Source organism: Aeromonas enteropelogenes, from assembly GCF_020097295.1.
In the GTDB taxonomy this organism is placed as follows: domain Bacteria; phylum Pseudomonadota; class Gammaproteobacteria; order Enterobacterales; family Aeromonadaceae; genus Aeromonas; species Aeromonas enteropelogenes.
Genome location: NZ_CP083625.1, coordinates 3,771,212 through 3,795,081, shown reverse-complemented (window position 1 = coordinate 3,795,081; position 23,870 = coordinate 3,771,212). Strand labels below are relative to the sequence as shown.

Genomic DNA, 23,870 nt, shown 5'->3' with positions numbered 1-23,870 from the left:
GGGGCGCAATATAGCAGAAGTGCGGCCGCTGCGCAGTAGCTGTCGCACCGGCCGTCATGCCAAGCAGGCAGGTAGGCGTCAGAGCAGAGAGCGGATTTGCTCGGTCAGGCTCTCCGGCTTGGTGGTGGGGGCGAATCGGTCCACCACGTTTCCATCCCGGTCGATCAGAAACTTGGTGAAGTTCCACTTGATGTTTTCCAGCCCGAGCAAGCCCGGCTTTTCTCTCTTCAACCACTGGTAGAAGGGGTGGGCCTGCTCGCCGTTGACCTCGCACTTGGCCATGATGGGGAAGGTGACCGGATAGTCGAGAGAACAGAAGCGGGCGATCTCCTCGGCATCTCCCGGCTCTTGCTGGCCAAACTGGTTGCAGGGAAAGCCCAGGATCTCCAGCCCGGCCGGGCCCAGATCCAGATAGAGGGCCTCGAGCCCGGTGTACTGGGGGGTAAAGCCGCAGCGGCTGGCGACATTGACCACCAGGATCACCTTGCCCGCCAGCTGTGCCAGCGGGTAGGGGCTGCCGTCGAGGCGTTGCAGAGTAAGGTCGGGCAGGGGCATGGCATCTTCCTTGTGTGGATTGCAAACTGGAATGGGGATTACGGTATCGGGCGACTCTGCCTGGGGCAAGTGGCTGCACCGGGCGGCGCCGAGGCATGCGGCCGTCATCACATTTTTGGCACTGGCCTTGAGTCGATGCGGGGCGGGATCACAACCGGCGCAAAAAAGGCGCGCGAAATCCGGCAGAACACGTATTGATGATGGGACTTCTCAAGATAAGCAAACCGGTTTGTGCGCCAGCTGGGAAGTCGCTAAAAAGCGCTCTCTTTTCCACTTGTTGCGAGTCAATCTTGGACTATCAAGCCGTCATGGATGCCATTTACACCCGGGGGTGGGTGATAGTGGATGATTTTTTAACCGCCACCGAGGTGGATGCCCTCAAGGCCTGTCTGCCAGACGAGTGGCAACCGGCGGGCATAGGGCGCGAAGCGCAGCATCAGGGCAACCGGGACATTCGCCGGGATCAGATCCACTGGCTGGAGCCCTCCCTCGGCGCGCCCGTGGCCGATTACCTCGCCCGGATGGAGTCCTTGCGTCTGGCTGCCAATCGCATGCTGATGCTGGGGCTGTTCGATTACGAGGCCCACTTTGCCCGCTATCGCAGCGGCGATTTCTATGCCACCCATCGCGACGCCTTCGCCGGTCGCTCCAACCGGCGGCTCACCTCTGTCTTTTATCTCAACAACGATTGGCAGCCAGAGGCGGGCGGGGTGCTGCGAATGTATGACAACGACGAGCAGTTGCTGATGGATGTCTCCCCCAAGGGGGGGCGGCTGGTGCTGTTTTTATCCGAAGAGTTCCCCCACGAGGTGTTGCCCGCCAATCGCGAGCGCTTCAGCATCGCTGGCTGGTTTCGGGTCAATGGCAACGGCGTGGGCCGGGTCGACCCGCCGCGCTGAGCTCTTTTTCCCCATTTTTGACACATGGTCGCTTTTTTGCGGCCAGAAAGGGGGCCGTGGCGGCCCCATCAGCTGACAAGGCTTTGTCTCCCTTGCTACACTGGCGCGCACTTATGTTCGTATCTGGCTTCGTCCGTTTTTTAATGCGACTGGATTTTAAATGGTGATGGCGAAGCCGCTTTTCCCAAGGGATCACATCTAATGAAGAACATGCATGTCTTGCTGCTGTGCGGCGGCGGTGGCTCAGAGCACGAAGTCTCTCTGCGCAGCGCCAATTTCCTCGAAAAACAACTCGGCCTGTTGCCTGGTGTCGAAGTGACCCGGGTCGAGATGTTTGCCGACCGCTGGCTCAGTGCCGATGGTCGCGAGTGCAAGCTGGGGCTGGACAAGCTGCTCTCGTTTGACAGCGTGGCCCGTCCGGTGGATTACGTGGTGCCCTGCATTCACGGCTACCCGGGCGAGACCGGTGATCTGCAATCCTTCCTGGAGCTGGCCGGCCTCCCTTATCTGGGTTGCGATGCCGAGGCGAGCAAGATCTGCTTCAACAAGATCAGCACCAAGCTGTGGCTCTCCGCTCTCGGTATCCCCAATACCCCCTATCTGTTTTTGACCGAACAGAACGAGGCGAGCCTGGCCGAGGCCAAGGCAGCCTTGGCCAAGTGGGGCAAGGTCTTTATCAAGGCCGCTTCCCAGGGCTCTTCCGTGGGGTGCTACTCCGCCAGCAACGAAGCCGACCTGGTGCAGGGCATCAAGGACGCCTTCGGTTACTCCGAGCAGGTATTGATCGAAAAAGCGGTCAAGCCGCGGGAGCTGGAAGTGGCGGTGTACCAGTACGGTGACGAGTTGGTGGCCACCTATCCTGGCGAGATCTGCGTGCCGCAGGACAAGTTCTACACCTATGAAGAGAAGTACAGCAACGCGAGCCACACCGAGACGGCCCTGCGTGCCGAAGGGTTGACCCAGGCGCAGGCTGACGCCATCCACGAGTACGCCCTCAAGGCATTCCGTCAGCTCAACCTGACCCACCTCTCTCGCGTCGACTTCTTCCTGACCGAAGAGGGGGAGATCCTGCTCAACGAGATCAACACCTTCCCGGGCATGACCTCCATCTCCATGTTCCCGAAACTGCTGGAGCATCACGGTCACAATTTTGCCCACTACCTTGAGCAGATCCTGCGCAAGGCCGGCTAAGGCAAACGCCACGCTCACCAAAATAAACATCCCCGCCAACCGGCGGGGATTTTTTTATCTGATAGCTGACGGCGCAAGCTTCGCGCGTAAATCTCGTCAGTGGCGAGGATTACCCCTCTATCTTTTCAACCAACACCTGCAAGCGGCCTTGTGCCAGGGTGGTGACCAGGCTATCCCCTGCGCTCACCTGGGCGGCGTTGCTAATCACCTCGCCGCGTGGGGTGCGGGTGATGGAGTAGCCGCGCCCCAGGGTGGCGAGCGGGCTCACCCCGTCAAGACGGGCAGTGAGCATGGCGAGGCGATGGCTCGCCAGATCCTGGCGCTTGGCGATCAGCGCATGGAGGCGTTCCTCGGCCAACTGGTGGCGGCGTTTGCCGGCGGCTAGCAGCCGCTCCGGACTCTTGCCCTGCAGGCGCAGCTCGAGGCTGGCAAGCCGCCGTTCCCCCTGATGCAGGCGCTGGCGCAGCAGTTGCTGCAAACGGGCGGAGAGCTCGTCGAGGCGTTGGGATTGCTGTTCCAGCCGCCGCTTGGGATCCTGATGGTCGAGCCGCTTTTGCAGCAACACAAAACCGTGACGGGCCGCAGTCTGATGGCGGTTCATGGCCTGCACCAGCCGCTGCCTGAGATGAACGAGGCGCTGGGCGCGGGCACTTTGATCGGGCGCCACCAGTTCGGCGGCGGCCGACGGAGTGGGGGCACGCAGGTCGGCGGCAAAGTCGCTGATGGTCACATCCACCTCGTGACCCACTGCGCTGATAACGGGAATGGTTGAGCGGGCGATCGCCCGGGCGACGGCTTCTTCGTTGAAACACCAGAGATCTTCAAGGGAGCCGCCGCCGCGACCGACGATCAGCACATCTACCTCGGCGCGGCGATTGGCCAGGGCAATCGCAGAGACGATCTGACTGGTGGCGGCGCTCCCCTGAACCTGGGTCGGGTAGATAAAGACCGGCAGATCCGGCGCGCGGCGCTTCAAGACCGTCAGCATGTCGTGCAGGGCGGCGCCGGTGGCAGAGGTAACCAGCCCCACGGCGCGCGGCTCGCGGGGGAGTGGCCGTTTGCGGCCCTCGTCAAACAGCCCCTCGGCGCCAAGGCGGCGCTTGAGCTCTTCAAAGCGCAGAGCCAGCACGCCATCTCCGGCGGGTTGCATCGATTCGATGATAAGCTGGTAGTCGCCGCGCGGTTCATAGAGGGAGACCCGCGCCTGCACCAGCACCTGCATGCCATCTTGCGGGCGAAACGCCACCCGGCGGTTGTTGCCCTTGAACATGGCGCAGCGCACCTGGGCGCTGAGATCCTTCAACGAAAAATACCAGTGGCCCGAGCTTGGCATTGCCAGGTTGGAGAGCTCCCCGGTCAGCCACACCAGCCCCAGATCCTGCTCCAGGATCATGCGCACGGCGCTGTTGAGGCGGGTAACGGTAAAGACCTGCTGCTCGCGGCTATTGGCCGCACTGGATGGGCTAAATCGGTTCAAGGGGGATCCTGTGATTGTCTCAGGCCGGGCCAGAGGGAAAACAATGGTGGCTATCTTAACCTGAAACGGCCGCCGGGAGGAGCAAGAGGGGCCTTGTGCCGTGCAAATCGAAGGGGATTGGTCGCCTGTTTGCCACTTGTTGAGCAAGGGGCATCGTGAACCATATTGGTAAACGTGGCGCTGCGGAAGGTGGGAACAGGGTTTACCTCCGTGGGGGAGGGGGCAGAAGAGTTGAAGCGGCGTGTCAGCAGAGGCTGGCCACGCCGCCGGGTCTGGTGGCCCTTATATCGCCTCTGCAGTTTCACCCTGATGGTCGGGTACGCGCCATTTCAGTACTTCGTCCAGCGACATGGGCTTGGCAAACACATAACCCTGGATCAGATAGACTCCATGCTCGGTGAGATAGTCCAGTTGCGCCTGATTCTCGACCCCCTCGGCGATCATCTCCATTTTGGATTGATGGCCAAAGGCGATGATGGCGTCGAGCACATTGCGCTTGAGATCCGAAGTGCCGATGGTATCGATAAACATCTTGTCTATCTTGATGCTGCGGATCCCCAGTTGCTGCAAATAGGCAAAGCCGCCATAACCGGTGCCGAAATCATCGATCTTGAAGTGATACCCCCGCAGCCCCAGATTGGCCATTTCACGAGCCGCATGCTTGACGTCCGAAATGGGCAGGCGTTCGGTGAGCTCGAAGGTCAGACGGTCGGGATCGGGCCAGCGCAATTGTTTGAGCATGTCCTGCAGATGGGTCTGCTGCTCGACATGGGCGGCAACCAGATTGACGCTGACCCAGTGGGAGTCGGGCAGTTTTTTGAGATCCTCCACAATCTGGCGCACCATCTGGGTCGTCATCGGCAGGATCAGCCCCTGGTTTTCCGAATATTCGATAAACATCCCGGGGGAAATAAAGGTATCGCCCCGGCGCCAGCGCAATAATGCCTCATAACCCACGACTTCATTATTCCGGCTATCGACGATGGGTTGATAGAAAGGAATAAACTCACCTCTGGTCAGCCCCATTTTCAGTAATCCATCGAGAGAGTTTCGATAATTTCTAAGGGTCCAGTAGCCACCTACCAACAGAAGGCCAAAGAGCAACGAAAATATCAGGCCATAATAGTAAGTCTGCTGGCTGGCATAATAACGAAGTTCGTTGCCCCCCCAGATAGTCTGTTTGACTTTGTTGTATTCGTCGTAATCGGTCAGCGAGAGCGGATTGGGCTGCTGGGTGATGGCTTTATTACCGCGAGGCAATAACAGCTGCTCCATTATCGCGTCATTATCGCGGCGAAATTCCACATAGAAGCAATCCTCGCAGGGGACTGCCAATAATTCATTGGCCCAGCTGTTGTTCAGAACCCAATAAGCCAGATTGCCGGCCTGCCTAGAATAGATCAGCACCTCGGGTTCACTGTTGGCAGAATGTTGGGTCGTTGCAAAATGAAGCGTTGCAGCCTGATCACTCTCCTGGACGTCGGTCAGCACGGGCAAATCAAACCCCAGGGTCGAACAGCCACCTCCCTGGCTCGGGTGCAGGCCGGCGAGGCGAATATGGCGACTGTAATAATCGGGATTACGCAGCAGGGCGACATCTTCTGGTCCGCAGTCAAACTTGAAGTGGGAAAGCTGGGCCAGAATGTTCTGCTCCAGATTCTTGTTGCGCTCCAGTTGGTATTCCAATAGCTCCTGGCTCTTGGTCTTCAGCAGATGATAGGAGACGAAGGAGGTCAACAGGGGGTTGAGCAGCAATACGAGCAGGACCGGGGCGAGCAAGAGTCCAAGGCATATCCAGACAGACGTGAATCGCGACATACATAACCTTCCTGGTAATCGAGCCAAAACGAGATGGCACAGCTGTCATCACAGACCTAGTTGTATCACGTTGGATCATCGCCCGGCAGCGAATTTTTCCTGTGAATGTGATGCCGGGCGAAGAGAGAGTGGAACCGCCGTAACGTAACACTTTTTACCGCATGTTTATGTTGGTCCAACGAGGCTTAAAGGCCATCAAACCCATCATTATTATGTTTATTGTCATATAGCGTCGTCGCCTATTTACTGCCTAACGAGAGCCATCTCGTTGAATGAAGTGATGTTGTGTCATTGAGGTTGGGAAGGAGGGGAGGGGCAACAATGGCAATTTGCATAAAACAGCAAACTGATCGCTCTTTTGTCCCAGAATGGTCATTTCCAGAGTGATAATCTTGGTTTTTTGGCCTCTTGGCGTACCAAAAGAGGGCTACGCCATAAAAAATTCAAAAAACTTCTTTACCAGTGACCAATCCGTGAGTAAACTTCGTCGGCAATATTTTACACCCCCACTTCCCTAACGGTGAGATATTGCCATGCTCAGGATTGCCAAAGAAGCGTTAACCTTCGACGATGTATTGTTGGTTCCCGCCCACTCCGAAGTTCTTCCCAATACTGCCGATCTGCGTACCAAGCTGACCTCTTCCATCAGCTTGAACATTCCCATGATCTCCGCTGCCATGGACACAGTGACCGAAGCCCGTTTGGCTATCGCACTGGCCCAGGAAGGCGGTATCGGCTTTATCCACAAGAACATGTCCATCGAGCAGCAGGCTGCCGAAGTACGCAAGGTCAAGAAATACGAGAGCGGTGTGGTCTCCGACCCCGTGACCGTGCGCCCCGACATGACCATTGCCCAGATCAAGGAGCTGAGCCACAAGAACGGTTTCGCCGGTTACCCCGTGGTGACTGACGGCAACCAGCTGGTGGGCATCATCACCGGTCGTGACGTGCGTTTTGTCACCGATCTCTCCCTGACCGTCGAACAGATCATGACCCAGAAAGAGCGCCTGGTGACCGTGCGTGAAGGAGCCCCTCGCGAAGAGGTGGTTGCCCTGATGCAAAAGCACCGTATCGAGAAGGTGCTGGTGGTCAACGCCGATTTCAAACTCAAGGGCATGATCACCGTCAAAGACTTCCAGAAAGCCGAGCGCAAGCCCAACGCCTGTAAAGACGACAAGGGTCGCCTGCGGGTCGGTGCCGCCGTCGGCGCCGGTGCCGGCAACGAAGAGCGCGTCGCCGCCCTGGTGGAAGCCGGTGTCGACGTCCTGCTCATCGACTCCTCCCACGGCCACTCCCAGGGTGTACTGGATCGCATCAAGGCGACCCGTGAAGCCTACCCTGATCTGCAGATCATCGGCGGCAACGTGGCTACTGCCGCGGGCGCCAAGGCGCTGGCCGCTGCCGGCGTCAACGCCGTCAAGGTCGGTATCGGCCCGGGCTCCATCTGTACTACCCGTATCGTGACCGGTGTGGGCGTGCCCCAGATCACCGCCATCTCCGACGCCGTCGACGCGCTGGAAGGCACCGGCATCCCGGTGATTGCCGATGGCGGCATCCGCTTCTCCGGTGACGTGGCTAAGGCCATCGCCGCCGGCGCCAGCTGCGTCATGGTGGGCTCCATGTTCGCCGGTACCGAAGAGGCGCCGGGCGAGATCGAGCTCTACCAGGGCCGCTCCTTCAAATCCTACCGTGGCATGGGTTCTCTGGGCGCCATGTCCAAGGGCTCCAGCGACCGCTACTTCCAGACCGACAACGCCGCCGACAAGCTGGTGCCGGAAGGCATCGAAGGTCGCGTGCCGTACAAGGGTCGCCTCAAAGAGATCATCCACCAGCAGATGGGCGGCCTGCGCTCCTCCATGGGCCTGACCGGCAGCGCCACCATCGACGACATGCGCACCAAGGCAGAGTTCGTGCGCATCTCCGGCGCCGGGATGAAAGAGTCCCACGTCCACGATGTGACCATTACCAAAGAAGCCCCCAACTATCGGATGGGCTGATAAAACGGGGCCCTGCGCCCCGTTTTTCCACCCTTTTTTTATCCCGTGCCCTTTGTGACAACATCAGCCTGATGCAGGAATAAAATGACTAAAGACATTCACCAGCACCGTATCCTTATCCTCGACTTCGGTTCCCAGTACACCCAGCTGATCGCCCGCCGTGTGCGCGAAATCGGCGTCTACTGCGAACTGTGGGCCTGGGATGTGACCGAAGAGCAGATCCGCGAATTCAATCCGAGCGGCATCATCCTCTCCGGCGGCCCCGAGTCCGTCACCGAAGCGGGCAGCCCGCGCGCCCCCGAGTATGTGTTCAACGCCGGTGTCCCTGTGTTCGGCATCTGCTACGGCATGCAGACCATGGCCGAGCAGCTGGGTGGCAAGGTGCAATCCTCCACCGAGCGTGAATTCGGTTACGCCAAGGTGGAAGTGCTGGGCGAAGCTGGCAAGAGCAGCGCGCTCTTGCGCAACATCGAAGATGCCATCGCCGACAACGGCAATGCCCTGCTGGATGTCTGGATGAGCCACGGTGACAAGGTCACCACCATTCCGGCCGACTTCACCACCATCGCCCAGACCCCGACCTGCCCGCACGCGGCCATGGCCAACGAAGCCAAGCGCTTCTATGGCGTGCAGTTCCACCCGGAAGTGACCCACACCCGTCAGGGTGCCCGCATGCTGGAGCACTTCGTCAAAGATATCTGTGGCTGCGAATGCCTCTGGACCCCGGCCACCATCATCGACGACGCCGTTGCCCGCATCCGCGAGCAGGTGGGTGACGATGAAGTGATCCTCGGCCTCTCCGGCGGTGTCGACTCCTCTGTGGTTGCCATGCTGGTGCACCGCGCCATCGGCGATCGCCTGACCTGCGTCTTCGTGGACAACGGTCTGCTGCGTCTGAATGAAGGCGAGCAGGTGATGGAGATGTTTGGCGATCACTTTGGTCTGAACATCATCAAGGTTGAAGCAGAAGAGCGCTTCCTCTCTGCCCTGGCCGGTGTTGACGAGCCGGAAGCCAAGCGCAAGATCATCGGCCGTGTCTTCGTCGAGGTGTTTGACGATGAAGCCAAGAAGCTGAAAAACGCCAAGTGGCTGGCGCAAGGCACCATCTATCCGGATGTGATCGAATCTGCCGCCAGCAAGACCGGCAAGGCCCACGTCATCAAGTCCCACCACAACGTCGGCGGCCTGCCGGAAGAGATGAAGATGGGTCTGGTCGAGCCGCTGCGCGAACTGTTCAAAGACGAAGTGCGCCGCGTTGGCCTCGAGCTGGGTTTGCCCTACGACATGCTCTACCGTCACCCGTTCCCGGGCCCGGGTCTGGGTGTGCGCGTGCTTGGCGAAGTGAAGAAAGAGTACTGCGATCTGCTGCGCAAGGCTGATGCCATCTTTATTGAAGAGCTGCGCAAGGCCGATCTCTACAACCAGGTCAGCCAGGCATTCGCCGTGTTCCTGCCGGTGCGCTCCGTTGGCGTGATGGGCGATGGTCGCAAATACGACTGGGTCATTGCGCTTCGCGCCGTCGAGACCATCGACTTTATGACCGCCCACTGGGCCCATCTGCCGTATGACTTCCTCGGCCACGTGTCGAATCGCATCATTAACGAGATCAACGGTATCTCCCGCGTGGTGTACGACGTCTCCGGCAAGCCGCCCGCAACCATCGAATGGGAATAAGCGGCTAACGCCCTTGCGCCCTTCAAGCATAAAAATGAAAAAAAGACGCCCTTGCGGCGTCTTTTCTTTTCTCAATCGTTTGCGGCACACATCTTCTTTTTTCGAGCAGCTTTTTAGCCACCTTGCCCCTGTCATATGTGACAGGGGCATTTTTGCCATCTCGCACTAGGCTCTCTCATGCCAATTGAGCCCGCTGTCAACAGCGGCTTGTGGCAAGGGGGAGGGCTGAGCCAGTTGCAGATAGCTGCGTAAATTTGCCTATCGTCATCGCGCCAACCGGCAGTGATGACACCCCGGTGGAGACCGGAAACCACTTGAATCAACGGGGCGCAGCCCGAACAGCCAAACGAGTCGGGACCATAGAGCACGGAGAGTTTGATATGTCAGAACAAGCAGTGTTGGTGGGTGGATGGACCGCATATCACAAGCTGACCGCCGAGGATCAGGCGGTATTTGACCAGGCGCTGAAAGGATTTGTCGGGGTGCAGTACGTACCCTTTGAAGTCTCCACCCAGGTGGTGGCTGGCACCAACTACCGCGTCAAGTGCAAGAGCACAGTGCCACTTGCCAAACCGATCCACGGCGAAGCCGTGGTGCAGATCTTCCAGTCTCTGGATGGGTCGGCCCATATCACCTCCATTACCCCGATCTGATTAGGTTGCGGGGCAAGGCGGGGAGGGGAATGGCCTCCAACCTGTTTGCTCTAAACCCTGAAAATAAGAAAGACGCTTTAGGGCGTCTTTCTTGTTGCTGGAGTTTGTATGTCAATTTTGTTCGGACAACGAAACAGTGGAGGAATGAAACTCATACGATTATTGACGTGGATAGATATTTTTTGTTCGAAATGCAATCACCTCCCGATATAGGTCACACCATTTTCTGTACAAGTAGATAATTGATTTATATGTGAATAACATAGTGGCCTTCTAACTCGGAAGCATCAGAGGGCATCGTGGCGATTTTTGATATTGAGAAAGACGACTTACTCCGACTCTCTGATACCCAGCTTGAAGAGTTAACAGCGCGCCTTGCCGAGGCGGAAATTGCAGCCCATGGTCATAGCCCTGCCTATGTACACTGGTCTGGCTCGATAAATGCTCCCGATGGCGGTATTGATGTTCATGTTCAAGTGCCGGTCGAGCACATGATCACGGGCTTTATTGAAAGACCTGATACGGTCTTTCAGGCCAAAATACACGGTATGCCGAAATCGGCAATCAGCAAGGAAATGGCCCCCGCAGGAAAATTATCACGCGCTATCGCAGAGTTAGCGGCAAAGGGAGGTAGCTATATCATCATCAGCTTAAGTGATGATTGCTCTCCTCTTATGAAAGAGGATCGCCTGCAAGCAATGCAGTATGCGGTAGCGGATGATCCTAACCGATCCAATATTCACTTGGATTTTTACGACCGCTCGAAACTGGTGCAATGGCTGCGGCAGCATCCGTCAGTCATGCTCTGGGCCAAAAAAATACTTGGTCAGGGATATTCTGGTTGGCAGCCATATGGGGGATGGAGCAATCCACCTCAGGGGTCAGAAGATACCTTGATTTCAGCACCAGGGGTGACAATTACTCTGCCATCAGGAAAAGGGCAAAAGCTAGCCATTCAGGATGCTATCGGGCCAATGCGTGAGCTGATTCGCTCAACCAATAAAGCTGTTCGCATTACGGGATTATCCGGTGTTGGAAAAACCCGAATTGTACAGGCTCTTTTCGATGAATCAGTCGGAACAGATGCGCTCGATCGGACTATCGCAGTTTATGTTGATACCGGTGAAAACCCGGAACCCTCTGCAACAGCAATGTTGGATAGACTGATCGCTGAGGGACGACGGGCCATTATGATCCTCGATAATTGTCCTTCTGAATTGCACACTCTTCTAGCCAGTAAAGTAGCGGCCAAAGGTACGATCAGCCTTATTACCGTTGAGTATGACATTAGAGATGACAAGCCTCAGACTACAGAGGTCATCCAGATTGAAGCGGTAGGGCCTGAGGTTGCCGAACAGCTTGTTCTACGTCGTTTTCCCAATATCGGTCGAAATAACGCCCGCCGAATAGCAGAGTTTGCTGATGGTAATGCGCGGGTTTCTCTAGCTATCGCTGAGAGAGTTGAGGAAGGTGAAAGTCTGGCCCAGCTTTCAGATGCACAGTTATTTAACCGTTTGTTCGAACAGCGAAACAATCCGGATAATGGTCTACGGGAGCAGGCTGAAATATTGTCTCTAGTCTATTCATTTTCGGTCTCAACGGCTGAGGAAGGGCAAAACGAACTGGAGGTATTGGGCTCTATCTCGGGGTATTCCGTAAGCCAGTTGTTCCGAGCAACAAGCAAGTTGTCAGATCGCCATATCGTACAAAAGAGGGCCCATTGGCGGGCCATTTTGCCTCATGCCGTTGCCAATAGGCTGGCTGCATTGGCACTTGATAGCATTCCAGTTGATCAACTCAGGGCGGCCTTTGAAGCCACCGGTCGTCAACGCTTACTCATGTCTTTCGCGCACAGGTTAGGGCTGTTGCACGATCATCCCGTGGCGAAAGAAATTGTTGAGTGTTGGCTTCAGCCTGACGGGTTGTTGGGACGGTTAACAGAATTAAGCGATATATCTGACAGAATACTGAATTATATCGCACCGGTTGCTCCAGAAGCATTGCTAGACAGAATTGAAACTGTTCTTATTGCTTCTGATTTTGAAGGCATGATGCCAGGTTATAATTCTCGTCGAACATCAATTATCAATCTTTTGCAGTTACTGGCATATGAATCGAAAGCCTTCGAGCGGTGTATCAGACTTCTCATTCAATTAGCGGACTATGAAGAGGAATACAACGATAACAACTCGGTGAGAAATCAGATTACACAATTTTATCAAGCATATCTGTCAGGTACGCATGCTTCCTTATCGCAACGTATTTCAATTATGAATGAATGTCTTACATCAGGCGTTGCTCGACGTAGAGCGTTGGGTTTCAGGATGCTTTCGACTGCCTTAGAGGCTCATTGGACTTGCTTTGGAATGAATGAGTTTGGTGCTCGGCCAAGAGACAATGGATTTAACCCCAGTCAGGATGAATTATCTGAGTGGCGCCAAGATTTTATCGATATTGCAGTCAAATTGGGCACTTCCAGAGATCCAAATCTTGAAAGCTCTGCGCGGAATATCCTAGCAAATGCATTTCGTGATATGTGGGGTGAAGAAGCGATGAGAATCGTATTAGTCGATGCTGCGTACAAGTTACACGCTCATCACCCTTGGGGGGAAGGTTGGATTGCAATTCGTTCAACAATCTATTTTGACCATATCAATCTAGAAGGTGAGAGTGATGTCGAACCTCTACCAGACAATCTTGCTGCATTGGAGAGGGCGCTGAGGCCCCAAGGTTTGGTTCCAAATATCATGATTTATGTACTAAGTCCGGAACTTGATTCTTGTGTGCAAGAAACTGATTTTGAATATAGTGACACCGATGTATTTCAAGAATCTGAGAATCAACTTGAAGCAAGGGCATTTAGGCTGGGTGAGGCGTTTGCTGCATCTGAATATGGGCTAAATGAGCTATGTCCTAAGCTGTTTTCCAACGATTGGCTGCCATACCGCATTTCATTCGGGAGAGGGTTGGCGAGAGGAGCCCATGACTTACAAGCTGGTTGGTTGAAACTTGTTGAGCAACTCGAAAAGCAGCCTGAAACTTGCAGGGATTTTGCTGTCTTTGGCGGTTTCATCGGAGAGGTTGAATCTATCAATCCGTCGCTAGCTGAGGAGATGCTTGAGTATTGTGCCCAACATCCTGATCTTAGACGCGTGTTGGTGGGTCTACATTCTCAGCGGAAGTTCACAGAAACTGATCTAAACCGTTGTATGGTACTTCTGGATGATTTTGATATTCCTCTCAGCATGTATGGGCCAATCCTTTGGCAGGATAAGTATGCTCATTTGCCCAGAGAGCGCGTTCTTGATCTTGCTCTACAGCTTCTAAGTAAACCTAACGGTGATGATGTTGTTGTGCATGCTCTAAGCATTAGATTACGTGATAAAGAACGTGATAGGGATGTTCTCGGAACTGATCTTCGGCGGATAGGTCTAAGGGCTGCAATCCAGATTATTACAAGAAAAGACCATAACTATAGTGGGTCTTTTGATTATCGTATGGATCTAGTTATTCAGGCTGCACTGCGTTTTGATGGTAATGAGGCTGAAAAGCTGGAGTGGTTGGACACGATCTTTGCTGTTGTTGAGAAGCACCATGGCTACATTCATGCTTTCAACCGTGCCATTAATACAACAGCGGGATTGATGCCAGAAGCATTTCTCAATCGTATTTTGGAGGGTACGGAAGAACAACAGCGTAGGCGGTTGTTTTTTATCCGCCATAGAGGATTGCTACAGTCTCCTCTCTCCAAGATCGATATGGATGTATTGATAGAGTGGTGCCGAGCTAGAGACAATATAAATGTATGGGAGTCTGTGGCTGCTGGTATTAATTTGTGGAAGAAGAATGAAGAGATTGAAGAACTTGAGATGTCAGAGCTAGCTCTCAGGCTGCTTGAGTCATCTCCTGAGCCAGCTATTGTTCTGGAAATATTCGCCGAGCGTGTCACTCCTTCCTCTTGGTCTGGCAGTCGAGTCGAAGTAATGCAGTCCAGAGCGAAGGTAATTCGTAAGTTGGTTGAACATGAAAGAGCAGATATTTCGACTGCGGCTCAAACAGTCTCTGCAAACTTGGTTCAGCTAATCGAGCGCCAAAAAGAACGAGAGCAGCGGGAGGATATGGAACACGAGCAGCGGTTTGAATAAAAACCGTCTGTTTCAAGTCCGTAGGGTGCAATGAAATTGCACCTCTACTTTTGTTCCTCATTCCTTGCACAAAAGCCGCTCTGAAAACGGTGCAATGCACAGCGTTTATTGCATCCTACCTGTTTCGTTAATCCGCTGGGGTGGCGTTGCTGAGCGCCATGCCTCGGCAAAGCAACAAAAGGGGCGATCTGCGCCCCGATTTCTTTATAATGCCCCCCTTTAAAACCGCTGGACGCAAGTCCGGCGCGCTCTGATGGCCGCGTTGCGCCATCAGACAGATCACCAGGATTGAGAAACGGTTATGCATACTCTGGAACAGCTGCGCGCGGGTGAACTGCGCGGTGCCCGCCATCTGAAGCTTTCTGAAAACCTGGCGGTTTTCCCACCCGAGATCCTGAGCCTGAAAGAGACGCTGGAGGTGCTGGATCTGACCGGCAACCAGCTAAGCACACTTCCGAACGAGCTGGCCGGGTTTGGCAAACTGCGCATTATCTTCTGCTCCGAGAACCGCTTTACCGAACTGCCCGAGGTGTTGGGACGCTGTCCGGCGCTCACCATGGTGGGTTTTAAGGCCAACCGGATTGCTCGCGTGTCGGCCAAATCGCTGCCGGCGAGTTTGCGCTGGCTGATCCTGACCGACAACGCAATTGAAAGCCTGCCCGATGAGCTGGGCCAGTGCGACGGCCTGCAAAAGCTGATGCTGGCGGGCAATCGCCTTACTGCGCTCCCCGAGACCCTTGCCAACTGCCGCCGTCTGGAGCTGCTGCGTATCGCAGCCAACCGGCTCGAGGCGTTTCCCGAATGGCTGCTGTCGCTGCCGCGCCTCACCTGGCTCGCCTATTCCGGCAACCCCTTTAGCGATGCGCTGGAGTCGCGCATGGCGGCGAGTGCGCAGGTGGCAGATATCCGCTGGCATGAGCTGGCGCTGGGTGAGCCGTTAGGGCAGGGGGCCTCCGGCGTCATCCATGGTGCGAGCTGGAACGGGGGCGAGCGTCAGGCGGTGGCGGTCAAGCTCTTCAAGGGGGCCGTGACCAGCGATGGTTTGCCGCGCTGTGAGATGACGGCATCCCTGGCGGCGGGCAATCATCCCAACCTGGTCGAGGTAGTGGGGCGGGTGGCGGATCACCCCTCCGGCATTCCGGCGCTGGTGATGGGGCTGATAGATCCCGCGTTTACCAATCTGGCGGGGCCGCCGAGCCTGGAATCCTGTACTCGCGATATCTATGCCGCCGACTTGCGCTTTACCTTGCCCGGGATGATGGCACTGGTGCGGGGGATAGCCTCGGTGGCGCGCCATCTGCACGGCGCCGGCATCATGCACGGGGACCTCTATGGCCACAATATGCTTTATGCCACAGGGCCATGTGAGGAGGAGGTGCGGGTGTTGCTCTCCGATTTTGGCGCGGCCTCTTTTTATGAGCGTGCCGATCAGACGCGGGCCTTCGGGCTGGAGCGGCTCGAGGTGCGGGCCTTTGGTTGCCTGCTTGAAGAGCTGCTCGCACGTTGTGAAGCCGATGAGGCGGGGCTCGCCTCCCTGCATCGCCTCAAGGCTGCCTGTCTGGCAGAGCTGCCCGAGACCAGGCCGGATTTTGCCCACATCTGCACCGTGCTGGATGAGGTCGAGCTCTAACGGGAAAAGGCGAGAGAATAAGCGCTGCGCCGACGGGAATATCGCCCCAGGCGCTGTGTTTGTCATCTTCTCCCGGGTTTGTATTCCGGCGCCGCCAAACATCATGAAAACGTTGAAAAAGAGGCCTTGTTGCCTCTTTTTGTTTGGCGGCCGGTTATCAGGCAAAAAGGGGGCGGGCAACCGTGCCCGGGCTTGCACCGCGCCGGTTAAGTTGTGATATTGAAGCATCTTTAAGTAACAAGGGTAATGACGATGGAAGCTGCGTTTTGGCATCAACGTTGGGAAGAGAACCGGATTGGCTTTCATCAGGCAGATTTCAACCGCTGGCTGCAATCCTGGTGGTCGGCCCAGCAACCGGATGAACCCGTGCTGGTTCCTTTGTGCGGCAAGTCCCGCGACATGCTCTGGCTCAAGGGGCAGGGGCACCCGGTCGATGGTTTCGAACTCTCGGAGCTCGCCATCGGCCAGTTTTTCAGCGAAAACGGGCTCGCCGAAACGGTGAGTGAGGTGGGGCCCTATCAGTGCCATCAGCACGATAACCTGCGCATCTATCAGGGGGATTTTTTTGCCGCTCCGGAGCTCGGTCGCCGTTATCGGCTGGTCTATGACAGGGCGGCGCTGATCGCCCTGCCGACGGCCATGCGCCGTCAATATGCGGCCCTGATGAGCCGACTGGTGGAGGCGGGGGGCCAGATCCTGCTGGTAACCCTGGAGTATCAACCCGAGCAGCAGGTGCAGCCACCCTTCTCGGTGGGGGAGCTGGAAGTGCGCTCCCTCTTTGAGCGGGAATTCAGGGTGGAGGTGCTGGGGCGGGCCGCCGAGCCGGATCACCCGCGGGTGCTCAGTGGCCAGCTCTCTTACTTCGATGAGGTGGCTTACCGGTTGATCCGTCGCGATTGAGGGTAAAAAAGAGGGGATGTGTGCCAACAAGGGAGACGGAGTTGGACTCTTTGATACCTCCTTTGACGTAGATCAACGTGAGCATGAGGGGGAGTGCCTAATATGAGGCTGTTTCTCAATCACTGTTGGCATTGCAAGGCGAGCCGAGGTTGATCCCGCTTGCCGACCATCAACTCAGTGTCTGATTTTCACGCTCATGTTCACTTTTGGCGGCTTTGGTCGCAATTGTTATGGTCTTTCCAGCCGACCCTGATGGGTCGGCTTTTTATTGCCCGCGATATTGTCTGCAGGTGGGGAAAGAAGCCTGCTCAGGCCTCGAAGGTGGCGGCGTTGAGGCGAAATGCCTTGGGGTCGTCGATGAACTGGCCCGTGATGCGCTCGTCATGTTCGTGCCCCTGGCCATAGCTGCAGAGGATCAGTCGATCTGAGGTACGAGAGCGCAACTGGGTGATAAAGCGCACCAGATCGGCGCGGCTTAACCTTCCCACCTCCTGACAGACCCGCTCCCGCTGATCAAAGCCGAGATCCTTGTTGCCGATGCTGACCCAGAGCCGCTGGCCGCGACTGCGCAGATTCGCATCTCGCTCGCTGAGTTGGGCCTGCAGCCCCGCCTTGCTGTCCTGCCACTGCTGCTCGGTGAGTTCGAGCATGGCGAGCGGGAAGAGATCGATAAACTCCTCCACCGCATCGAGCAGGATCTGCGGCCCCGCCACCGGCGACTGGATATAGAAGATGAGGCCGGGATGACGGTTGAGAGGCAGGTTGCCGGCGCCCACCACATAGCCCAGTTGCTGGCGAGTGCGCAGCTCATGGAAGAAGGTGGAGGACATGATGTGGTTGGCCAGGGTAAAGCAGGCGAGATCCTGCGCCCGGGTGGTGCGGGACTGGTAGTAAACCAGCAGCGCCGAGTCTTCGTGTTCGCACCCCTGCTCGCGAATGAGGGTGCCCCTGTCCTGGATGGAGATAAGCGGGCGGCGGGTCTCGCTGCCGGGCTGGCTGTGGGGCGCCAGGTGGCGCTCCAGCAGGGCCGCCAGCGCCAAGGCTTCGGTCGCGGTCCAGTCACCGTGTACCAGGGTCTCCACATGGACTTCGCCAAACAGCCGGGCCACGAAATCCGGCATCTCGGTGAGCTCTACCGTGCGCAGATGGCGCAGCAGCTGCTCGAACGGCGGGTTGTTGGGCTGCAGCAAGCTGGTGAGCTGGTTGAATAGCTGGGAGATGGGGCGCGCCTTGGACTGGTTCTCCCAGTTGCGGATGAGCTGCTCTTTTATCTCGGCAAAGCGGCGCGGATCTGGGTACCCCAGGGTGCGATTGCCGAGGATCATGTCGAGCAACAGGGGCTGCTTGTCGGCAAAGCCGCTCAGGTTGATGGTAAAGCCCCCCTGATGGGCATAAATCTGATAACCGAGCCCCGCCAGCTCCGCCGGGTAGGTGAGTGCGTTGAGGTGATCCGTGAGCAGCTCTACCGCGAGGCGCGCCATGGCGATGTTGCGCGGGTTTTTCACCGCATGTTCGCTGTCGATGGAGATATAGATGTTGCCCTTGGGCACGCTGAACTGGTGCTCATGCAGGTGCCAGAGGCGAAAACCCGGCCGATCGATGAGGCAGGCCGGCATGTCGGCGGCAAGCTCGGGTGTGCGGGGATCGAGCCGCTCTGTGATAAAGGGGTTCGGTTTGGGCAGGGCGAGGGCCGGATCCGGCTCGCTCTGCTGCCAGTGCACTTTTTCTGATTCTGTAATGGTGGCGACGCTGTAAGGGGTCTGGTACCAGCGGGCCAGCCGATCGGTGGACTGCTCCGGCGCCGTGATGGTGATGCGCAGATTGTGGGGGGTGAGTTTGGCCAGCAGACGGCGGATCAGCCCCTCGTCATACTCGCGCATCATGTAATCGCCGTAGAGCAGATCCTCCGGGGCATAACTGAACAGGTTCAACACCAGCCCGGAGACGGTATCGAGCGCCCGGCCTCGCTCCTGAAAGCGAAACGCCGATTCGAGCACTGTGCGCTTCTCGTCGTAACGCCAGGCCTCCAGCCCCTCCCGTGCGATCAGCTTGAGGTAGCCAAACAGGGCGGCGACTATCTCGTCTACATGGGCCAGCCCGAGAGGCGTCAGGCCGAAGTTGACCCCGAAATCCTTGAAGTTGGCGCCACTGATGCCACCGCCGGCGGAGAGCTGATTGACCCAGCCCTTGCCCTTGAGCAGAGAGAGCAGGCTGCCATCCCCCTCATAACCGATGAGGTGGCTCAGGAAGGTGAGGGGCTTTTTGTCGTAGAACTCGTCCACATTGGGCAAAGGGAAGGTGAGCGCCAGTTTGCGCGTCTCCTTGACCGGCTTGATGCGGATGCGGATCCCCAGATCGTCGAGTCGGTAGAGGGGAGCCTCCAGAGTCGGTGTTCCCAGATTGCGATTCAAAATGGGAGCGAAATAGCGACGGCACCAGGCCAGCTGGGTGTCGATGGATTCGGGCGACATCATGACCAGGGCCATGCGATCTGCACTGTAATGGCTTTCGTAGAACTGGATAAGGTCGGATCGCAGATCCCGACCGGGCAGGTCGGCCAGGGTATCCAGGTTGCCCACCGAAAATTTGGAGAAGGGGTGTGCCTGGTTGACTGTCTCCTTGTGCACCTGATAGCTGCGCCTGATATCGTCTTGCAGCTTGAGCCGGTATTCGGAGTCGACCGCGTTGCGCTCCTTGTCCACCCACTCGGGATCGAAAGTGGGGCAGATGAAAAACTGGGAGAAGCGATCCAGCCCCGCTTCAAAGAAACCGTTGTCGATCTCGAAGAAGAAGTTGGTGAATTCGGTGCCGGTCCAGGCGTTGTTGCTGCCGCCGTGACGGCTCATGAACTGCTGGTACTCACCGGGTCTTGGGTAGGTGCAGGTACCAAGGAACAGCATGTGTTCGAGGAAGTGAGCCATCCCCTGCCGGTCCACCGGATCGTCAAAATGACCGGTGTTGACCGCCAGCGATGCTGCCGATTTGTCGGTTTCGGGATCGCAAATCAACAAGACCCTGAGCCGGTTTTCCAGCTCCAGATAGTGGTATTGCCGGTGGTCGTTGGGACTGGCATATGGGCTCATTAGGGTCGACTCTTGTAGGATTTATTTGAATTTAAACATGATTATCGACCTCGCTATCCCGTCAGGCAAACCCTTTTCTGAGAGGTCGCGCAATTGTTTCCCCCGGCACGGCGGGGTAAGATCCTCCGGCTATTAAAACAGGCCCGTTGGGCGAGGTAGTAATGAAGATCTATATCATGCGTCATGGCCAGGCTGGCATGAATGCGAAAACAGATGAACAGCGTCCATTGACCGAGCAGGGGATCGAAGAGTCACTTCAGATGGCTCGTTGGTTGTCGCCTCAGCTGGCCGGTCCGTTCGATCGGGTGATCCACAGCAACTACCTGCGTGCTCGTCAAACTTGGCAGACCATATGCAGTGAATTACCAGACGCCAAGGTGGTGGAAGAGAGTGGCGATATCACCCCCTACGGGGATCCCGCTTTCGTCGCCAGCTACCTGACCGCGCTGGCCGAACAGCATGAGCAGATCTTGCTGGTCAGCCACCTGCCGCTGGTGGGGTATCTGGTGCAGAGTCTCTCTCCGGCTGCGGGGGCGCCCATGTTTGCCACCTCGGGCATTGCCTGTATCGAATGGCGCGAGGGCAAAGGAAACTTGCTCTGGCTCGAAGGGCCGCATACAATACGCTAAAAGTTAACAAATAATTAACGAATGAATTTTTAGGGAAGAGAGAAGCGATTTTTCCGGATTTTTATAGTTAGTTAACGGAATTATTTCGCAGAAGCTGCTGTCATACGGATACAACTGCAAGAGGTTGCAAACGATGAGAGTGTTCAAGAAGTACCTGCCACTGATGGTGGCAAAGCACGTCAAAACCTTCTTTAAAGGTCGGATTTACATCCATGGTCGGGGGCGGTTTGATTTCCAGTCGGGGTTGTTATTGATGCCGAGCCAGGCTGACATTCCCCATCGCCAGACGGTGACTGAAGTCAACGAGCTCATCTCCAGACTTCACATGGATGCGGCGTGACCCGCTTCTGAATAGGTTTCTGTGATCCCATGCCCGCACTCCTGCGGGCATGTTCGTTTTCGGGCCTTGCTTATCCCTTGTCGCACTCTATACTCCACACCCGACTTATCATCTCCATCCTGCCATTTCTGGATATTGTGATGCCCCTTGCCTTTGTATTTCCGTTCTCCTGCATTGCCATCTGGGCTGGCAATGGCATTGTCAGCAAACTGGCGGTTGGCGTGCTCTCGCCGGCTGCACTTGCCTGGTCCCGCTGGGTGGTGGCCGCCTGCATTTTGACGCCTTTTCTGGCGCGTCGGGTGTGGCGTGTCCGGGACCGCCTGCGCGCCGGTTGGTTGCAACTGGCGACGTTGGCTCTGCTTGGCATGGTGCTCAACCAGACCTTCGGCTACTACGCAGCGCAGACCCTGGGGGCCACCGAGATCGGCCTGATGATGGGATTGACCCCCTTGCTCACCGTATTGCTCAGCATCTGGCTGCTGCGCGAGCGTCCAACCTGGGGCGCGGTGCTGGGGGGAGTGCTCTCCCTCCTGGGCTTGGCGATCCTGCTGGGACACGGGGATCCTGCCCGGCTGTTTACCCAGGGCATCCATATCGGCTCCCTCTATATGCTGCTCTCGGCGGGCACTTATGCCCTTTACAGCGTGCTGCTGAAGAAGTGGGATCTGGGGCTCGACAATTGGTCCATGCTTTACGGCCAGGTGCTCTGCAGCGTGGCGCTCCTGACGCCTTTCTATCTGCTGGTGGATGGCCAGTGGCCGGACAGTCAGGCCCTGTGGCTCATTCTCTATGCCGGTATCCCCACTTCGGCACTCTCGCCCTGGCTCTGGATGCAGGGGATCTCCCTGCTGGGGGCTAGCCGTACCGCCATCTTCATGAACCTGTTGCCCGTGATGACCGCGGGGCTTGCCATCACTCTGCTGGGGGAACGCCTGACCAGTTATCACCTGATCGGCGGAGGTCTCACCCTGCTCGGTGTCTTGCTGGCGCAATTGTTGCTCAAACCCGTGGTGTTGAGGCGACGTGCTCCGCTGGCTATGGCGGCCTGTCAGGAAGATTGATCGTCAGGGCAAACACAGACTAAAAAAGGAACGCCTGCACAGCTGCAGGCGTTTTTGTCAGAAGAGAGATTACTGGGCTACCAGGTAGATATCCTTGCTGTAGACGATATCTTGCGGGTTCTGGTAGGGGTAGCCCTTGACGAACGGCTTGAGCAGCCTGGATTTGACGTAGAAGTAGACGGGCGCCAAGGGGGCCTCTGCCTCGATCAGGGCTTCTGCCTGCTGATAGAGACGGTTACGCTCTGCGCCATCCTGGGAGTCGTGCGCCTTGGCCAGCAGGGCGTCATACTCCTTGTTGACCCACTTGCCGCTGTTGGCACTGCTGCTGGACGTCATGATGTCGAGGAAGGTTGAGGCATCGTTGTAATCCCCGTTCCACGAATAGCGGCTGACCCCGAAATCCCCCTCATTGAGCACCGACACCATGGTCTTCCACTCCATGTTGTTGAGCTTGGCCGTGACCCCCAGGTTGTGTTTCCACATGGAGGAGATGGCCAGGGCAATCTTTTTGTGGCCCTCGTTGGTGTTGTAGAGGATATCCACCTCCAGCGGTTTGTCCGGTCCATAACCCGCTTCGGTCAGCAGTGTCTTGGCCTGCTTGATCCGCTCTTCCTTGCTCATCAGCTCGCTGGCCGGTTTTTTCAGCTCGAAGCCATCGACAATGGGGGGCGTCAGGCTAAAAGCGGACAGCTGGCCCTGACCCAGGATCTTGTCGGTGATGGTCTCCCGATCTATGGCAAGGGACAGCGCCTTGCGCACCTTGGGGTTATCAAACGGTTTGCGCTGGGTATTGAACACATAGTAATAGGTCGCGAGGATCGGGACGTTGACCAGCTCCTCTGGGCTCTGGCTCTTGATGTGCTTGTACTGCTCCAGCGGGTAGGTGGTGTAGTGCAGCTCGCCGGTGCGATAGCGGTTGTAGGCGGCGGTCTCCGAGACGATCTCCAGATAGATCACCTTGTTAAGGACAGTGTGCTGGTTATCCCAGTAGTGGGGATTGCGCTCGGCGGTCAGGCGCTCGTTGGGGGTCCACTCCTTGAGCACGAAGGCGCCGTTGGAGACGATATTGTTAGGTTTGACCCACTCCTTGCCATATTTGTCGATGGTGGCCCTGGGAGCCGGGAAGGTGGTGTAGTGGGAGAGGGTCTTCAGGAAGAAGGGGACCGGATTCTTCAGGGTAATTTGCAGGGTATGGGGATCCAGGGCCTTGATCCCCAGGGCGTCCGGCGTCTTCTTACCCTGGATCACTTCGCTGGCGTTGGTGACACCGGTCAGCTCGATAAACCAGGCGTAGTTGGAGGCGGTCTTGGGATCCGCCGCCCGTTGCCAACCATAGACGTAGTCGGCCGCGGTGACGGGCTCGCCGTTGGACCACTTGGCCTCGGGCCTTAGCTGGAAGGTGTAGACAGTCCCCGTGCTGTCGAGCTCGTAGCCGAGCGCGCCCGCAGGCTGGGGCTTGCCTTTGTCATCAAGGGTGTAGAGCCCCTCGAACAGATCGTTGACGATGGCACTGCCCGCACTCTCTTCCACCAGTTGGGGGTCTATAGTGGTGGGTTCGGTGCCGATATTGGTCACGTAGATCTGCTGAGCATCGGGCAGCAGTTTGGTGCCGGCCGAGACGTGTGCAGCCAGCACAGGCTGGGCCGCCAGGGTGAACAAACCGGCAACCATGCCGGCAATGAGAGTCCTTTTCATTGAATATCCTTATGTTTTTTTGCTTCCAAAGCGCAGCCAGTGTGCGGGATTGAAGGCGGGATCTCAAGAGGCAGGCCGATACGGGGCCGTCATGATGGGAGTGAGTCAAAAGAGCCCTGCTTT

At 56.8% G+C, this 23,870-nt stretch carries 16 protein-coding genes; 11 read left to right on the top strand and 5 right to left on the bottom strand.

The window, feature by feature from the left end; genetic code table 11:
- Nucleotides 1-78: 78 nt before the first annotated feature.
- Nucleotides 79-555: a glutathione peroxidase gene (locus LA321_RS17470; RefSeq protein WP_042069589.1), complete on the bottom strand. Its 477-nt coding sequence runs from the start codon at nucleotides 553-555 to the stop codon at nucleotides 79-81.
- 290 nt (nucleotides 556-845) lie between these two features.
- Between LA321_RS17470 and LA321_RS17465 the strand changes: the two genes are divergently transcribed.
- Both LA321_RS17465 and LA321_RS17460 read left to right on the top strand, forming a co-directional pair.
- Nucleotides 846-1,454, top strand: coding sequence for a 2OG-Fe(II) oxygenase (locus LA321_RS17465; RefSeq protein WP_042069587.1), 609 nt, complete (start codon nucleotides 846-848; stop codon nucleotides 1,452-1,454).
- A gap of 201 nt (nucleotides 1,455-1,655) precedes the next feature.
- Nucleotides 1,656-2,645 carry a D-alanine--D-alanine ligase gene (locus tag LA321_RS17460; RefSeq protein WP_042069586.1) on the top strand — a complete coding sequence of 330 codons (990 nt, stop codon included), beginning with the start codon at nucleotides 1,656-1,658 and terminating at the stop codon, nucleotides 2,643-2,645.
- Nucleotides 2,646-2,754: 109 nt separating this feature from the next.
- Here the strand turns inward: LA321_RS17460 and xseA are convergent, their stop codons facing one another.
- Nucleotides 2,755-4,122: an exodeoxyribonuclease VII large subunit gene (gene xseA, locus LA321_RS17455; RefSeq protein ID WP_042069585.1), complete on the bottom strand. Its 1,368-nt coding sequence runs from the start codon at nucleotides 4,120-4,122 to the stop codon at nucleotides 2,755-2,757.
- Nucleotides 4,123-4,404: 282 nt separating this feature from the next.
- Nucleotides 4,405-5,940 carry an EAL domain-containing protein gene (locus LA321_RS17450; protein WP_042069584.1) on the bottom strand — a complete coding sequence of 512 codons (1,536 nt, stop codon included), beginning with the start codon at nucleotides 5,938-5,940 and terminating at the stop codon, nucleotides 4,405-4,407.
- Between the two features lie 533 nt (nucleotides 5,941-6,473).
- Between LA321_RS17450 and guaB the strand changes: the two genes are divergently transcribed.
- From guaB to LA321_RS17420, 6 genes are all read left to right on the top strand, one after another.
- Nucleotides 6,474-7,937: an IMP dehydrogenase gene (gene guaB / locus LA321_RS17445; RefSeq protein ID WP_042069583.1), complete on the top strand. Its 1,464-nt coding sequence runs from the start codon at nucleotides 6,474-6,476 to the stop codon at nucleotides 7,935-7,937.
- Between the two features lie 84 nt (nucleotides 7,938-8,021).
- Entirely contained in the window at nucleotides 8,022-9,611 is a 1,590-nt protein-coding gene (gene guaA, locus LA321_RS17440; protein WP_042069581.1) for a glutamine-hydrolyzing GMP synthase, read from the top strand.
- A gap of 380 nt (nucleotides 9,612-9,991) precedes the next feature.
- Nucleotides 9,992-10,264 carry a hypothetical protein gene (locus tag LA321_RS17435; RefSeq protein WP_042069580.1) on the top strand — a complete coding sequence of 91 codons (273 nt, stop codon included), beginning with the start codon at nucleotides 9,992-9,994 and terminating at the stop codon, nucleotides 10,262-10,264.
- A 299-nt stretch (nucleotides 10,265-10,563) separates the two neighbouring features.
- Nucleotides 10,564-14,409, top strand: a complete 3,846-nt coding sequence (locus tag LA321_RS17430; RefSeq protein ID WP_042069579.1) for a hypothetical protein — start codon at nucleotides 10,564-10,566, stop codon at nucleotides 14,407-14,409.
- Nucleotides 14,410-14,710: 301 nt separating this feature from the next.
- Nucleotides 14,711-16,039 (top strand): leucine-rich repeat-containing protein kinase family protein, encoded by a 1,329-nt coding sequence (locus LA321_RS17425; protein ID WP_042069578.1) that lies wholly within the window; start codon nucleotides 14,711-14,713, stop codon nucleotides 16,037-16,039.
- Nucleotides 16,040-16,291: 252 nt separating this feature from the next.
- Nucleotides 16,292-16,939 carry a thiopurine S-methyltransferase gene (locus tag LA321_RS17420; RefSeq protein WP_042069577.1) on the top strand — a complete coding sequence of 216 codons (648 nt, stop codon included), beginning with the start codon at nucleotides 16,292-16,294 and terminating at the stop codon, nucleotides 16,937-16,939.
- Nucleotides 16,940-17,247: 308 nt separating this feature from the next.
- On the opposite strand, the gene LA321_RS17415 is transcribed toward LA321_RS17420, so the two are convergent.
- Complete coding sequence (locus LA321_RS17415; RefSeq protein WP_042069576.1) at nucleotides 17,248-20,022, bottom strand: insulinase family protein; 2,775 nt, start codon at nucleotides 20,020-20,022, stop codon at nucleotides 17,248-17,250.
- Nucleotides 20,023-20,183: 161 nt separating this feature from the next.
- On the opposite strand from LA321_RS17415, the gene sixA reads away from it, so the two are divergent.
- The 3 genes from sixA (at nucleotide 20,184) to LA321_RS17400 (ending at nucleotide 22,052) form a co-directional block, all read left to right on the top strand.
- Entirely contained in the window at nucleotides 20,184-20,651 is a 468-nt protein-coding gene (gene sixA, locus LA321_RS17410) for a phosphohistidine phosphatase SixA (RefSeq protein WP_042069574.1), read from the top strand.
- Between the two features lie 133 nt (nucleotides 20,652-20,784).
- Nucleotides 20,785-20,991, top strand: a complete 207-nt coding sequence (locus LA321_RS17405) for a DUF1107 domain-containing protein (RefSeq protein WP_026457339.1) — start codon at nucleotides 20,785-20,787, stop codon at nucleotides 20,989-20,991.
- A gap of 140 nt (nucleotides 20,992-21,131) precedes the next feature.
- Entirely contained in the window at nucleotides 21,132-22,052 is a 921-nt protein-coding gene (locus tag LA321_RS17400) for a DMT family transporter (RefSeq protein WP_042069572.1), read from the top strand.
- A 69-nt stretch (nucleotides 22,053-22,121) separates the two neighbouring features.
- Here the strand turns inward: LA321_RS17400 and LA321_RS17395 are convergent, their stop codons facing one another.
- Nucleotides 22,122-23,747: a peptide ABC transporter substrate-binding protein gene (locus LA321_RS17395; protein ID WP_042069571.1), complete on the bottom strand. Its 1,626-nt coding sequence runs from the start codon at nucleotides 23,745-23,747 to the stop codon at nucleotides 22,122-22,124.
- Nucleotides 23,748-23,870: the final 123 nt, after the last annotated feature.

Excerpts from the sequence above, each read along its gene's own strand:
- LA321_RS17470 (WP_042069589.1), bottom strand. The coding sequence starts at position 555 with ATGCCCCTGCCCGACCTTACTCTGCAACGCCTCGACGGCAGCCCCTAC.
- LA321_RS17460 (WP_042069586.1), top strand. The coding sequence starts at position 1,656 with ATGAAGAACATGCATGTCTTGCTGCTGTGCGGCGGCGGTGGCTCAGAG.
- LA321_RS17450 (WP_042069584.1), bottom strand. The coding sequence starts at position 5,940 with ATGTCGCGATTCACGTCTGTCTGGATATGCCTTGGACTCTTGCTCGCC.
- guaB (WP_042069583.1), top strand. The coding sequence starts at position 6,474 with ATGCTCAGGATTGCCAAAGAAGCGTTAACCTTCGACGATGTATTGTTG.
- guaA (WP_042069581.1), top strand. The coding sequence starts at position 8,022 with ATGACTAAAGACATTCACCAGCACCGTATCCTTATCCTCGACTTCGGT.
- LA321_RS17435 (WP_042069580.1), top strand. The coding sequence starts at position 9,992 with ATGTCAGAACAAGCAGTGTTGGTGGGTGGATGGACCGCATATCACAAG.
- LA321_RS17425 (WP_042069578.1), top strand. The coding sequence starts at position 14,711 with ATGCATACTCTGGAACAGCTGCGCGCGGGTGAACTGCGCGGTGCCCGC.
- LA321_RS17420 (WP_042069577.1), top strand. The coding sequence starts at position 16,292 with ATGGAAGCTGCGTTTTGGCATCAACGTTGGGAAGAGAACCGGATTGGC.
- LA321_RS17415 (WP_042069576.1), bottom strand. The coding sequence starts at position 20,022 with ATGAGCCCATATGCCAGTCCCAACGACCACCGGCAATACCACTATCTG.
- sixA (WP_042069574.1), top strand. The coding sequence starts at position 20,184 with ATGAAGATCTATATCATGCGTCATGGCCAGGCTGGCATGAATGCGAAA.
- LA321_RS17405 (WP_026457339.1), top strand. The coding sequence starts at position 20,785 with ATGAGAGTGTTCAAGAAGTACCTGCCACTGATGGTGGCAAAGCACGTC.
- LA321_RS17400 (WP_042069572.1), top strand. The coding sequence starts at position 21,132 with ATGCCCCTTGCCTTTGTATTTCCGTTCTCCTGCATTGCCATCTGGGCT.
- LA321_RS17395 (WP_042069571.1), bottom strand. The coding sequence starts at position 23,747 with ATGAAAAGGACTCTCATTGCCGGCATGGTTGCCGGTTTGTTCACCCTG.